Source organism: Frischella perrara, assembly GCF_000807275.1.
In the GTDB taxonomy this organism is placed as follows: Bacteria; Pseudomonadota; Gammaproteobacteria; order Enterobacterales; family Orbaceae; genus Frischella; species Frischella perrara.
In genome coordinates, this window is record NZ_CP009056.1 from 1,725,988 (window position 1) to 1,740,053 (window position 14,066).

The 14,066-nt window shown below is 35.4% G+C and carries 16 protein-coding genes; 11 read left to right on the forward strand and 5 right to left on the reverse strand.

Translation table 11 applies throughout. The annotated features are described in order from the left end of the window. Positions 1-71 precede the first annotated feature (71 nt). The 10 genes from FPB0191_RS07515 to yciH all read left to right on the forward strand — a co-directional run bounded on the left by FPB0191_RS07515 (position 72) and on the right by yciH (position 7,693). A complete protein-coding gene (locus FPB0191_RS07515; protein WP_039105077.1) occupies positions 72-494 on the forward strand; it encodes a PTS sugar transporter subunit IIA in 423 nt (140 codons plus the stop codon). Between the two features lie 14 nt (positions 495-508). After that, a complete protein-coding gene (locus FPB0191_RS07520; protein WP_039105079.1) occupies positions 509-988 on the forward strand; it encodes a PTS sugar transporter subunit IIB in 480 nt (159 codons plus the stop codon). Positions 989-999: 11 nt separating this feature from the next. Further along, positions 1,000-1,773, forward strand: coding sequence for a PTS mannose/fructose/sorbose/N-acetylgalactosamine transporter subunit IIC (locus FPB0191_RS07525; protein ID WP_039105081.1), 774 nt, complete (start codon positions 1,000-1,002; stop codon positions 1,771-1,773). Continuing rightward, positions 1,751-2,581, forward strand: coding sequence for a PTS system mannose/fructose/sorbose family transporter subunit IID (locus FPB0191_RS07530; protein WP_052236862.1), 831 nt, complete (start codon positions 1,751-1,753; stop codon positions 2,579-2,581). Before FPB0191_RS07525 ends, FPB0191_RS07530 begins: the two co-directional genes overlap by 23 nt. Positions 2,582-2,591: 10 nt before the next feature. Then, on the forward strand, positions 2,592-3,683 hold the full coding sequence (locus FPB0191_RS07535) for an SIS domain-containing protein (protein WP_039105082.1): 1,092 nt from the start codon (positions 2,592-2,594) through the stop codon (positions 3,681-3,683). A 23-nt stretch (positions 3,684-3,706) separates the two neighbouring features. Next, complete coding sequence (locus FPB0191_RS07540; RefSeq protein WP_039105084.1) at positions 3,707-4,717, forward strand: SIS domain-containing protein; 1,011 nt, start codon at positions 3,707-3,709, stop codon at positions 4,715-4,717. Positions 4,718-4,953: 236 nt separating this feature from the next. Beyond that, the gene (tmk, locus tag FPB0191_RS07545) at positions 4,954-5,592 is read left to right on the forward strand and encodes a dTMP kinase (RefSeq protein ID WP_039105086.1); all 639 of its coding nucleotides are present in this window, start codon (positions 4,954-4,956) and stop codon (positions 5,590-5,592) included. After that, positions 5,579-6,586, forward strand: a complete 1,008-nt coding sequence (locus FPB0191_RS07550; RefSeq protein ID WP_052236863.1) for a DNA polymerase III subunit delta' C-terminal domain-containing protein — start codon at positions 5,579-5,581, stop codon at positions 6,584-6,586. The genes tmk and FPB0191_RS07550 overlap by 14 nt, the downstream gene beginning before the upstream one ends. Positions 6,587-6,627: 41 nt before the next feature. After that, positions 6,628-7,362 carry an orotidine-5'-phosphate decarboxylase gene (pyrF, locus tag FPB0191_RS07555; protein WP_039105087.1) on the forward strand — a complete coding sequence of 245 codons (735 nt, stop codon included), beginning with the start codon at positions 6,628-6,630 and terminating at the stop codon, positions 7,360-7,362. A 10-nt stretch (positions 7,363-7,372) separates the two neighbouring features. Continuing rightward, positions 7,373-7,693 (forward strand): stress response translation initiation inhibitor YciH, encoded by a 321-nt coding sequence (gene yciH / locus FPB0191_RS07560; RefSeq protein WP_039105090.1) that lies wholly within the window; start codon positions 7,373-7,375, stop codon positions 7,691-7,693. Between the two features lie 43 nt (positions 7,694-7,736). Here yciH and tmaR read toward each other — a convergent pair whose 3' ends face one another. The 5 genes from tmaR to leuA all read right to left on the reverse strand — a co-directional run bounded on the left by tmaR (position 7,737) and on the right by leuA (position 13,032). Beyond that, positions 7,737-8,057, reverse strand: coding sequence for a PTS system regulator TmaR (gene tmaR, locus FPB0191_RS07565; RefSeq protein WP_039105092.1), 321 nt, complete (start codon positions 8,055-8,057; stop codon positions 7,737-7,739). Between the two features lie 207 nt (positions 8,058-8,264). After that, entirely contained in the window at positions 8,265-8,867 is a 603-nt protein-coding gene (gene leuD / locus FPB0191_RS07570; protein ID WP_039105093.1) for a 3-isopropylmalate dehydratase small subunit, read from the reverse strand. An 11-nt stretch (positions 8,868-8,878) separates the two neighbouring features. Then, a complete protein-coding gene (gene leuC, locus FPB0191_RS07575; protein WP_039105095.1) occupies positions 8,879-10,288 on the reverse strand; it encodes a 3-isopropylmalate dehydratase large subunit in 1,410 nt (469 codons plus the stop codon). A 66-nt stretch (positions 10,289-10,354) separates the two neighbouring features. Further along, complete coding sequence (gene leuB, locus FPB0191_RS07580; protein WP_039105097.1) at positions 10,355-11,434, reverse strand: 3-isopropylmalate dehydrogenase; 1,080 nt, start codon at positions 11,432-11,434, stop codon at positions 10,355-10,357. A gap of 53 nt (positions 11,435-11,487) precedes the next feature. After that, a complete protein-coding gene (gene leuA, locus FPB0191_RS07585) occupies positions 11,488-13,032 on the reverse strand; it encodes a 2-isopropylmalate synthase (RefSeq protein WP_039105098.1) in 1,545 nt (514 codons plus the stop codon). A 482-nt stretch (positions 13,033-13,514) separates the two neighbouring features. On the opposite strand from leuA, the gene FPB0191_RS07590 reads away from it, so the two are divergent. Continuing rightward, entirely contained in the window at positions 13,515-14,024 is a 510-nt protein-coding gene (locus FPB0191_RS07590) for a GyrI-like domain-containing protein (protein WP_039105099.1), read from the forward strand. Positions 14,025-14,066: the final 42 nt, after the last annotated feature.

Consider the following 14,066-nt stretch of genomic DNA (forward strand, 5'->3'; position numbering starts at 1 on the left):
GGTTTGAAATGGTATGCCTCAATTATTGAATGATATTAACTGATATAAGAATTGAAAAAAGAGAATAACTCATGAGTAGAAATATTATTATGGCAAGTCACGGTACTTTAGCCCAAGGCATGAAAAATACCATTGAAATTATTCTTGGTAGCCAACCTCATCTTTATTGTCTTTGTGCTTATGTGAAAGACAATGATGATATCAGCCTATTAGTCGCCGAAGCGATTAACCAGTTTCCTATAGAAGATGAAATTATTATTGTTACCGATATTTTCGGTGGAAGTGTTAACAATGAATTCATGAAGTATTTAACAAAACCCACTATTCATCTTATCGCTGGTTTGAATTTACCATTAATGATCCAATTAATCACTAACGAAGAACAAGAAAATACAGCTCAATTTATTGATGATGCCATCAAATCTTCATCACAATCTATCCAATATTGTAATCATACTTTGAATAATAGTGTTATTACGGACAACGATTTCTAGAAGGGAGTAAATATATGATTAAACTACTACGAGTCGACCACCGATTATTACATGGTCAGGTCGCATTTTCTTGGACACAGTATTTAGGTGCGGACTGTATCCTTATCGCTAATGACAGTGTTATGAACGACGAATTACGTAAAACAACAATAAAACTTGCCAAACCCCCTGAAGTTAAACTCGTCATTAAAAATATAGCTGATTCAATAGAAGCCATTAAAAGTGGTGTAACTGACAAGTATAAACTATTTATAGTAGTTGAATCTGTCGAAGATGCTTATCGTTTAAGCAAAGACATTGCTGAAATTAATCAAATCAATCTCGGTGGCACAAAACCTAAAGATGGTACACACAATATATCCAAAACGATTAATGTAACCCAAGAAGAAGAACAATTTTTAAAAGAACTGCACAACATGGGTAAAGAAGTAGAAATTCGTATCGTGCCAAATGATAGAAAACAACCAATTAGTGATTGTATTAACATACAATAAGGAGAACACCTATGTTAGAAGCGATTCTATTGGGTATTGTAGCATTTGTGGCACAGTCAGAATATGCCTTAGGCACCTCACTAATATCCAGACCCATTGTGACAGGTTTGCTTACTGGTTTAGTCTTAGGGGATGTGCAAACAGGTGTCACAATGGGAGCAATGCTTGAATTAACGTTTATTGGCTCCTTTTCGGTCGGCGCTTCCATTCCTCCCGATACGGTTACGGGGGGTATCTTAGGTACTGCTTTTGCAATTACCGCCGGAGCCGGAACAGAAACAGCGTTACTACTTTGTTTACCAATTGCAACACTCACTTTAATATTGAAAAACATATATTTAGGTATATTCATACCTTTACTCAGTAACAAAGCAGATCAGTATGCAGAACAAGCCAATGCCGATGGAGTCGCACGTATGCATCTAATCTCAGGGTTTGGATTATCGTTGATGTTAGCAATGGTGGTAACGATTTCTTACTCAGTTGGCAGTAATACAATTAAAGCTTTATTAGATTTAATCCCAGAATTCGTTAAACATGGATTATCTGTTGCGACTGGTCTTATCCCTGCATTAGGTTTTGCAATGTTAGCAAAATTGATTATCAATAAAAAAGTTGCACCTTATTTCTTCTTAGGCTTTGTACTCATGGCTTACCTAAATATCCCAGTGACAGGTGTCGCAATTCTCGGCGCGATCATCGCCGTTATCATGGTCAATGTCTCACAACCTCAACCTGTTGTTCAACCACAAGGAGATAACAATGAACAAGATGACGACTTCTGAGAATAAAAATCAAGTGATAACTAAGCGTGATTTAAGAAGAGTTTTTTGGCGGTCTTTCCAGATGGAGTTTTCTTGGAACTATGAACGTCAAATGAATCTGGCATATGTTTACGCTATGCTGCCTATTCTGAAAAAACTTTATACAAAAAAAGAGGATATGGCAAAAGCTCTTAAACGTCATTTGGTCTTTTTTAATACTACACCGCACATCGTAACGTTATTGCTGGGGATCACTACAGCAATGGAGGAAAAAAATGCGACAGAAAAACATTTTGATGAATCCACAATTGATACGGTGAAAACCTCATTAATGGGCCCTATTGCCGGTATAGGTGACTCCTTCTTCTGGGGAACATTACGCTTAATCGCAACAGGTATTGGAACTAGCCTTGCTATTAGCGGTAACCCTCTTGGACCAATCCTCTTTTTATTAGTATTTAATATCCCCCATGTGATATTGCGTTATATCCTTACAGATGTTGGCTATAAGTTGGGAACAGGCTTCTTACAAAAAGTACAACAAAGTGGCATGATGCAAAGTATCACCTATGGTGCTTCAATTATAGGATTGATGGTAGTCGGTGCGATGACAGCATCAATGATCGAAATTGAAATCCCAATCAAAATAGGGTCAGGCGATTCTGAAATCGGTATTCAAAGTATTATTAATGACATCATGCCATGTTTATTACCTTTAACAGCTTTTGGCATAGTATTTTGGTTACTGAAAAAACAAGTCAAACCTCTAACTATTATCGCAGGTATGGCTGTGTTCGGTATTGTAGGTTCATTTTTAGGTATCATGTAAAAGGTTACTTATGGAAAATAACACTCATACTATGATGACTTATATAAATCAAGAGCCATCATTATTTACTAAAATTTTAAATGAATACCAAATTAAGCTAAAACCGTTTATTGATTTTTGCCAGCATCATGATATTAAACGTTGTTTAATTCTAGCAACGGGATCATCATTTAATGCTGCATTATGCGCTAAATATTGTTTCGAGAACAAATCTAATATCATCGTTGAAATTAAAGAACCGTTTAATTTTAATTATTATGAAAAACTCGACCAACAAGTTGACTTAGTTATTGCTATTTCTCAAAGTGGGAAAAGTGCTTCTACCATTGAAGCACTTGATAAAATCAAGGCGGCGAATATCCCAATATTTGCTTTAACGGCTAATTTAGAAAGTCCTATTTGTAGTAAAGCTGATTATATTTTAGATATTAATTGTGGTATTGAAACCGTTGGCTTTGTTACTAAAGGGTTTCTAATGACTGTGTTGAATCTGGAATTAATGGCACTAATTATAGCAAAGCATAATCAAGCAATCACATTAGCAGAATATAACGAACTTATCGCTCAATTATCCCAAATAGGAGAAAAAATACCGCAAGTCATTGAACAAAGTCTTGCCTTTTTTAATCAACATCAAATTTCAATGGCTAATTCGCCACGTTTTATTGCCATTGGCTATGGTGCATTATATGGCGTAACAAAAGAGTTTGAAACTAAATTCACTGAAACTGTCAGACTACCTTCAACGGGCTATGAACTAGAAGCCTATATGCATGGACCTTATCTAGAGGCAAATCGCCAACATTGTCTATTCTTTATTGAAGACTGTCATCACGACAATGGTCAGTATGAACGATCGTTAAGATTAAAAAACTATATGGCTAGTTACGTTGGTCAAGTTTATACCCTTTCTATAGGTGACGTTGCACAACCCAATATTAATACACTAAATATTAATATGAAACTTGATCATCACTTTACACCACTGTTAACAGTAATCCCAATACAAATATTGGCTTATCATATAGCTGGTGCCAAAAATATTGATTTAAGTATCCGCATTTTTGATGACTTTGACAAAGTGCTCAAAAGCAAAATTTGAATAAAATAATTAAGGAGAGATTTATGTTAAGTTTTAAAGAAGATGAATACAAAACAAGTGAAAAATTAATCATTGAAGCTCGACCTATTGCTGAACAAGTTGCCGAGGAAATCAATAAACAAGGATATAGTAATATCTTTTTTGCTTCCGTAGGTGGTAGCTTAGCGCCGATGATGGTTATTGGAGAAATCGCGAAAGAAATTACTGATGCACCTGTATACGTTGAACAAGCTGCCGAACTATTGATAAAAGGTAATAAAAAATTAAACAAGGATTCAATTGTTATTACTTTATCCAAATCAGGAGATACGAAAGAATCTGTCGCGATAGCAAATTGGTGTAAAGAACAAGGCATCCGTGTTGTTGCTATCACCAAAAAAGCTGAGTCTAACTTGGCTAAAGCAGCTAAGTGGCATATTCCAATGCGTCATGAGAATGGTGTTGAGTTTGAATACATGTTACTGTTTTGGTTATTTTTCAAATTACTTCATTTACGCGGTGATTTTGCTGATTATCCTCAATTTGGTCAACAACTTGAATATCTACCAAAAAATCTTTTAGAAGCCAAAAAACAATTTGATCCAAAAGCAGAAGAAATTGCCCAAAAATATCATAAGAGCAACTACATGATATGGGTAGGTGGTGCTGAAATGTGGGGTGAAGTCTACTTATTCTCAATGTGTATATTAGAAGAAATGCAATGGTTAAAAACTAAAGCCGTTTCATCTGCCGAGTTTTTCCACGGTACACTGGAATTAGTCGACAAAGATCAACCATTATTCTTAGTAAAAGGTGAAGGTAAAGCACGTGCTCTTGATGATCGTGTTGAACGTTTTGCTCAAAAAGTGACGGATAATCTTGTTGTTATTGACACTAAACAATTCCCGCTCAATCAAATTGATGATAAATTCCGTTGGATATTAGCTCCGACTGTTTGCTCAACAATATTAGTTGATAGATTAGCGGCACATTTTGAAAAATGTACAGGACATAGCCTAGACATTCGACGTTATTACCGTCAATTTGAATACTAATTTATACAATTACTCATTTTATTTCCCACTAAAATAAGAGGAGGAGTATCATACTTCTCCTCTTTATTTATTCTTATTAAAATTCTCGTTTATTTATTGTTATCGGAATTTAATTCAAACACTCACTAAAATTTGGTATTTCAATTTAATGTAAATAAAACCAAAGTTTTCAGATATCTAACCATTTCAAAAATTATTGTTGTATAATTAGAAAAGGAATTATTTGAGAGCGATTTATGTCTGGTAAGTTTATTGTCATTGAAGGACTTGAGGGCGCAGGTAAAACAACTGCGATTAATACTGTTGCAAACATTTTGAAACAAAATCATATCACTGATCTTGTGTATACTCGAGAACCCGGTGGTACACCGATAGCTGAAGCACTTCGTAACCTGATCAAAAACGGTTTAGAGGATGAGCCTTTAACTCCTAAAGCAGAATTATTAATGTTTTATGCAGCGCGTATTCAACTTATCGAAAATGTAATTAAACCAGCATTAGCCAGAGATCAATGGGTGATAGGTGACAGGCATGATCTTTCAACTCAAGCATATCAAGGAGCAGGTCGTCAACTTGATAGCCAATTCATGACGATTTTAAGAGAAAATGTATTACAAGATTTTAGACCAGATCTTACTCTCTATTTAGATATCTCACCAGAATTAGGTCTTAAACGAGCAAGAACTAGAGGAGAATTAGATCGCATTGAGCTAGAATCGTTAACTTTCTTTGAACGTATTCGCAATAAATATCGTGAACTAGCACAACACGATAGTTCTATCATTACGATTGATGCCTCTCAAACATTAGAACAAGTTACTCTAACGATTGAACAGACGATTAAAACTTGGTTAGATTATAATGCCAATACATAACCTTACCATGAATACACAACCTTGGTTGGATGAAGCCTACCAAATAATAACTAAGCCATTAATTCAAAATAGAGCGCACCATGCGTTAATAATTAAATATATTACTGGTTCGGGTGAAAACAGCTTAATTAATCGATTAGCTATGCGGTTATTATGTTTGCACCCTTTGGATAATCAACCATGTGGCCATTGCCATAGTTGCCAAATCTTTTTAGCTGAAAATCATCCTGATTTTTATATTATTGATCTTGAAAAGGGTAAGTCAGCAATCAGTGTAAATCAAATCCGTCCAATCATTGCCAAAATCTACGAACGTTCTCAACAAGGGGGACGCAAAGTAATTTGGATTAAAACCGCATCATTAATGACTGAAGCGGCAGCTAATGCACTATTAAAAACGTTGGAAGAGCCACCCATAGAAAGTTATTTCATTCTATCTGATCAGCAAAATGGTCAATTACTACCGACTATCCGTAGCCGTTGCCAATACTATTTCCTTAAAGTACCTGAACTAGATAATTCGGTAATTTGGTTAAAGCAACAATTAAAATCCAATACATATAATGATAATGAACTGGCAAGCGCAATACTACTTAATGAAAATGCACCATTAGCTGCATTAGCTTTACTTAATCCTGAACAATGGTCAGTTAGGCAACAATTTTATACTCATCTTTATAGTCATCTAATTGATAATGATTTATGGCAGTTACGTGACAAACTCATAAATCAAGATAACCTATTTTCCCTTCTACATTGGGTAAAAACACTATTCGCTGATGCACTAAAAGCTCGCTTAAAATCGGGACGATTCATCATTAATCGTGATCAAGTACCTTTAGTCAGATTAATAGCGAGTTTTGGCAATGATCGAATCATGCAACTTTATAGATTGTGGGATAATAGCTATCAGCAATTAGTCACCATGAGCGGTTTGAATCAAGAATTAATAATAAGTAATCTTTTGGCACAATCAGAAATAATCCTTAATTAACAGGCGTTTTAACTGCAAATCAAAATAAAGTTAGTTATAATATATCTCAATTATTTTTGACTCAAAAGGAGATTGTTATGTCCTCCCCTATCATCGTTGCCGTTGATTTTCCTAATACAAAAACAGCTTGGAATTTTATCGATCGCGTTGATCCTAAGGATTGTCGATTAAAGATTGGTAAAGAACTATTTACCTTAGCTGGGCCTGATTTTGTTAGAAAAATTCAAAGTAAAGGATTTGAGGTGTTCCTTGATCTAAAATTCCATGATATTCCTAATACGGTAGCTAAAGCTGTTTCAGCTGCAGCTGAATTAGGGGTATGGATGACAAATGTCCATGCAAGTGGTGGGTCACGAATGATGCAAGCTGCAAAAGATGCGCTTTATCATTTTGGTAAAGATGCTCCGCTTCTCATTGCTGTCACAGTTTTAACGAGTATGGAACAATCCGATCTACAAGAAATCGGTATTGCAGCGAATCCACTTGAACAAGCTACACGCTTAGCCGTCTTGGCGAAAAATTGCGGATTGGATGGTGTTGTATGCTCAGCAAAAGAAGTACAAAGCTTCAAAATTCGTTTAGGTAGTCAATTTAAATTAGTAACACCAGGAATACGCCCAGCTGGTACATCAGCCAATGATCAACGTCGAATAATGACGCCTCAACGTGCTATTGCAGCAGGTTCAGACTATTTGGTTATAGGTCGTCCTATTACACAATCCGAAGACCCGCAAAAAGCGCTAAATGATATTCTTGCTACACTAACAATAAAATAAGGTTAAAAGTATGGCAGAAAATCATCTCGTATATTCAACAGAAACAGGCCGAATCAAGCAACAATCTCAAGCCATATCTCGCCCCAAAGGCGATGGTATTGTACGGATTCAAAAACAAACTGCGGGTCGTAAAGGTAAAGGTGTATCGGTAATCACAGGACTAGATTTAGAAGCTGATGAACTGACTAAACTCGCTGTAGAACTCAAAAAAAAGTGTGGTTGTGGTGGTAGTATTAAGGATAATACTATTGAAATCCAAGGCGATAAACGAGATTTACTCAAGCAATTACTTGAACAAAAAGGCTATAAAGTTAAATTCGCTGGTGGTTAAACTATCAAAAAAAACCAAAACTACTGTTTTGGTTTTTTTATTATTAATGGCTACCTTTAGCTCGCATTTTGGCAGAAATTTCTCGACGTTCTTTTGATATTTCCGCATTCTTAATAATGAAATCATCAACGCGATCTTCATAATCTAGCTTCATATTAGCGATAATTGCTTGAATTTCATCATAACTCATTTCTGGTTTAATATAGTCACTTAAATTCTCAAGCAATAAAACTCGTTTCTGATTATCACGGATTTTCTTTTCATTATCCGTAATTTCACGTTTTAACTTATTTAACTGACGAGATAAACGCACATATTCAAGTACATCCTGGAATGAAGGTTTTTTCGCATTTTCTTTTTCCATTAGCTAACCCCTTAAAATTAAAAATTATTAAAAACAAAAGTTGTGCTCAGTATATACTAGTTACGCAACAAAGTGGATCGAATTCCTTAAGTTAAGAACGATTACAAAAATTAATAGAACCGTCGATATTAGTAATTTCAAGCATAAACAATATATATTTAATTAGAGCGCACTTAGCACTCTAATTAAGTATTTCATAATTACCAATTAATCAAGAAAACTCGGAATATTATTTTCAAAAGAACTAATCGCATCTTCATGCTGCAAAGTTAGACCAATATTATCTAAACCATTTAACAAGCAGTGACGTTTAAAAGCATCAATTTTAAATGAATATTGTTTATCACCAACAACGACAATCTCATTAACTAAATCAATAGTAAACTCCATCCCCTCATTGGCTTCAACAATTTTAAATAACTCATCAATATCTTCTTCCGACAAATTGACTAATAACAGTTGATTATTAAATGAATTATTATAAAAAATATCAGCAAAACTTGAGCCAATAATTGTTTTAAACCCATAATCGGCTAATGCCCATGGCGCATGTTCTCTTGATGAACCACATCCAAAATTTTCGCGGGTAAGTAAAATGCTTGCACCTTTATAACGTGGTTTATTTAAAACAAATTCAGGATTTGGTTGCTCACCGGCATCATCTAAAAAACGCCATTCATGAAAAGCATGTTTTCCAAATCCGGTACGAGTAACTTTTTGTAAAAACTGTTTAGGAATGATAGCATCGGTATCAACGTTAGCCGCATCTAAAGGAACGACTAGTCCAGTATGTTTAGTAAATTTTGCCATAACACGTCTCCTTAGAATGGTTTACGGATATCTGTAAAGTGACCAGTAATCGCTGCAGCGGCGGCCATAGCAGGGCTAACCAAATGTGTTCTTGCATCGCGCCCTTGCCGTCCTTCAAAATTACGATTACTTGTAGAAGCACAACGATCGCCTGGCGCTAATTTATCATCATTCATCGCCAAACACATTGAGCAACCTGGTAAACGCCATTCGAATCCCGCATTAATAAAAATCTTATCCAAACCTTCTGCTTCTGCTTGTTCCCTGACGGGTCCAGAACCTGGTACAACCAATGCTTGCACACCCTCAGCAACCTTCCGTCCTTTAGCCACTTCCGCAGCAGCCCGTAAATCCTCAATTCGTGAATTAGTGCATGATCCAATAAATACTTTATTAATTTTAATGTCCGACATTTTGGTTCCTGCTGTTAAGCCCATGTATGCTAAAGCACGTTCAGCAGAATGCTTTTCAATAGGATCTGCAAAATCATCTGGATTCGGTACATTTGCTTCAATTGAGGTAACTTGGCCTGGATTAGTTCCCCAAGTCACTTGAGGAGCAATGTCTTTTCCATCTAATGTTACAACAGTATCAAATTGAGCACCTTCATCTGTTTTTAGTGTTCGCCAATAAGCAACGGCTTTTTCAAATTCTTCGTCTTTAGGTGAAAATTGACGACCTTTTAAATATTCAAAGGTGACATCATCGGGTGCAATGATTCCTGCTTTAGCGCCCATTTCAATCGCCATATTACATAAGGTCATTCGACCTTCCATAGATAATGCCACAATAGCATCACCACAAAATTCAACCACATGTCCAGTACCACCAGCACTGGTAGTTTTACCAATAATAGCCAGAATAATGTCTTTAGCGGTAATACCTGGCGCAACTTGGCCTTTAACTTCAATTTTCATAGTTTTAGCGCGAGCTTGTTTTAAGGTTTGTGTTGCTAAAACATGCTCAACTTCTGATGTTCCGATACCAAACGCTAATGCACCAAAAGCACCATGGGTTGCTGTATGAGAATCACCACAAACAATCGTCATACCCGGTAAGGTCATGCCTTGCTCAGGTCCAACAACATGTACAATTCCCCGTAATGGACTTTCTAAATCATAAAGGGATACGCCAAACTCTTTGGCATTTTTGGCCAGTTCAGTTAACTGAATTCGGGCCATTTCACTACAAGCGCTTAAATCATTACTTTTAGTTGAAGTATTATGATCCATTGTCGCAAATGTTTTATGCGGTTGGCGAACTTTTCGATTCATTGCGCGTAAGCCATCAAAGGCTTGCGGTGAAGTGACTTCGTGCACTAAATGTCGGTCTATATATAAAATCGGCGTTTCATTGGGCGCTTGATAGACAACATGTGCATCATACAACTTTTGGTAAAGTGTTTTAGGATTCGTTGACATTGCTAATATTTCCTTATTCTTCTAGCAGAATCAATTTTTAATTAATTCTGCATTTTGCAAATCTTATTAGATTAAACGGCAAATTGTATCGCCCATTTCATCAGTTGACACGTAAGATCCGCCCCGAGCTAAATCAATAGTACGTATACCTTGCTCTAATGCTTGATTTACCGCATTTTCAATTGCTTTAGCAATATCATCACGTTTCAGGCTATAACGAACTAACAATGCAAGAGACAAGATTTGCGCAACTGGATTGGCAATATTTTTACCCGCAATATCTGGCGCACTACCACCAGCAGGTTCATATAAACCAAAACCATCTTCATTCAAGCTAGCTGAAGGTAGCATACCCATTGAGCCTGTGATCATGGCACATTCATCAGATAAGATATCACCAAATAAATTTGAACAGAGTAAGACATCAAATTGTGCGGGATCTTTAACTAATTGCATTGTCGCATTATCAATATACATATGTTCAAGCGTTACATCTGGATATTCTTTGGCAACTTCCGTCACGATTTCACGCCATAAAATTGAAGTTTGTAAAACGTTAGCTTTATCAACTGATGTAACTTTTTTACGACGAATTCTCGCTGCTTCAAATCCCATTCTAGCAATACGTTCTATTTCAAATCGATGATAAACTTCAGTATCAAATGCACGTTCTTGTTGACCATGACCTTCTCGTCCTTTTGGTAATCCAAAATAGATACCACCTGTTAATTCTCGCATACATAAGATATCAAAGCCACGTTTTGCAATATCCTCACGTAAAGGGCACAATTCTTCTAAACCTTGATAAAGACTCGCTGGTCTCATATTAGCAAACAACTTAAAGTGTTTACGTAATGGCAATAAAGCACCGCGTTCAGGTTGTTGATCAGGTGGCAAATGTGTCCATTTTGGACCACCAACTGAACCAAATAAAATCGCATCTGCTTTTTCACAACCTTCCAATGTTTCTTTTGGCAATGGACAACCATGAATATCAATTGCTGCACCGCCTACATCATATTCACTTGTAGTAATGGCAAGTTGATATTTTTGGCGAATAACATCCAGTACTTTATAAGCTTGTTTCATAACTTCTGGACCGATTCCATCTCCTGGTAAGACTGCAATATGGTAAGACTGTGACATAATAATCCTCTATTTTTTATACTATCTGTTAATTTAATTAATAATGCTTCTAATTAACCATGTAAACGTTGTTTTTCTTCAGCAACAATTATCGCTCTAAAAATGTTATTTAATGCATTAATCAATGCTTTAGCTGAAGATTCAACGATATCAGTTGCTAATCCGATACCATGAAAACAGCGCCCATTATATTCAACAACGATATCTACTTGACCAAGCGCATTTTCCCCTTGCCCTTTTGAAGCTAATTGATATTTTACAATTGATACAGGAATTTTAGTAATGCGATTAATCGCTTGATAAACGGCATCTACTGGACCATTACCGGTTGCAGCATCGGAGTATTTAGTATCGCCAACAATAATACTTACTGAAGCGGTCGAAACAATGGTGCTACCAGATTGAACATTGAAATAATCTAACGTAAAATGTTCTTCGTCATCTTTAATTTTATTCATAAAAATTAAGGCTTCAAGATCATAATCAAACACTTGCCCTTTTTTATCGGCTAATGCTAAAAATGCAGTATAGATTTGATCAATATCATAATCGTCATCTCGATAACCTAACTGTTGCAAACGGTGTTTGACTGCCGATCGACCTGAACGAGACGTTAGATTTAAAGGAATCTGTTTTAAGCCAATGGATTCTGGCGTCATTATTTCATAGGTTTCACGATTTTTTAAAACTCCATCTTGGTGAATACCTGAGGAATGAGAAAAGGCATTACTACCAATCACAGCTTTATTAGCTGCGATTGGCATATTTGCAATTTGACTGACAATTTGGCTGGTACGATATATTTCTTGATGATTGATATTAGTGTGAACATTTAAAATATTTTGACGAACTTTAATCGCCATAATAACTTCTTCTAAGGCTGTATTACCTGCTCGTTCACCTAAACCATTCATCGCGCCTTCAATCTGCCTAGCGCCTTCTTGAACCGCGCTAATCGAGTTAGCCACCGACATGCCCAAGTCATCATGACAATGAACAGAGATAATCGCTTTATCAATGTTCGGGACACGTTCAAATAAGGTACGAATAATGCCACCAAATTGATAAGGGACAGTATAACCGACAGTATCCGGAATATTGATCGTTGTTGCCCCTGCTTGAATTGCTGCTTCAACAATCCGACATAAGTTATCAATTGGGGTACGGCCTGCATCTTCACAAGAAAACTCCACATCATTTGTATAGTTACGCGCACGTTTTATACAGTGCACAGCTCGTTCAATGACATCTTCAAATGTCATTTTTAATTTGTCTTTTACATGTAAATTTGATGTTGCCATAAAAGTATGAATACGAAACTGATCGGCTACTTTTAATGCTTCTGCTGCAACATCAATATCTTTGTCCGCACATCTTGATAATGCACAAACACGGCTATCTTTAATTGTTTTAGCAATCGTTTGTACGGATTCAAAATCACCCGGAGAAGAAATAGGAAAACCAACTTCCATCACATCTACTCGCATTCTTTCTAACGCTAGTGCTATTTGCAATTTTTCTTTAACACTCAAACTCGCTTGTAATGCTTGTTCACCATCACGTAAAGTTGTATCAAAAATAATGACTCGATCTTTCATTTCCTTCTCCTTACTCATTTAGCACATGATTGCCGATTTATTTTGCGAGTTAGTTATGTTTAAAAAAGCAAAAACCCGCAATTTGACGCGGGTTTTTGTTAGTTAAAAGTAAATGTTTAAATCTATTTACTCCGACCACAAGTCTTCCGCGCAATTAACTGCGAGGAGGAGGTTGAGGAGGATATTTTTAGATTTAATCATACTTCACTCTTAACTTTTGGATGATTTTTATAAAATAATTGCCGTTATTTCTATCAAATGTTAGATTTTTTGTCAAGTTTTTAATTAAATTAATTAATTTCACTTAACAATACATCATGATAAACATTATGTTATGCCTAGTGTTTATTTATTATTTGTTTATTTATTATTAATAGTCAAATTTTTTGATTTTGCTGGTCTAGAAAATGGCAATATTATTATTTATTAATCTATTATAATTATAATTACACTAATCTAATAATTACTTAGAGGAATTTTACATGTTCTCAAATAATCTACAAATTATTGGTCGCCAAACATTAAAAAAAATGATAGGCAAATCTATTGAATTATATACTACTCACCATTCTCTCGATATATCTGAACAGTCAAATAACCAAAAAATATTTAACCTATGGCAACAATTCATGGTTAAGTATTATTCTCAACTAAAACCTTTTCTTATCAATGAAAATATTATTTCTTTAGAGGGAACGATAGCTGATAATCATATTAGAAAATGGGCTATGGTAGAAATTGATGATGAAAATGATAATTTATCTAAATTTACTGAATTAGAAATATTGACTCTAAATAGTAATTATTTTGGTTTTACTCATACAGGTTCTGCCATACAATTTAATTCATCTTTCCAAAAGTCCATAGAATATTTAAAAACAAATAAAATTCAAATAGATGAAAGGTATCCTAGACTAGAAATAATGCATAACATTTACCAACCCGATGTTCCATTGAGTAAAGAACAATTCTGGATTCCCATTATTTGTTGATCATTATATTGATTCCACTTTGATTCAGCTAACGTTTTGGAT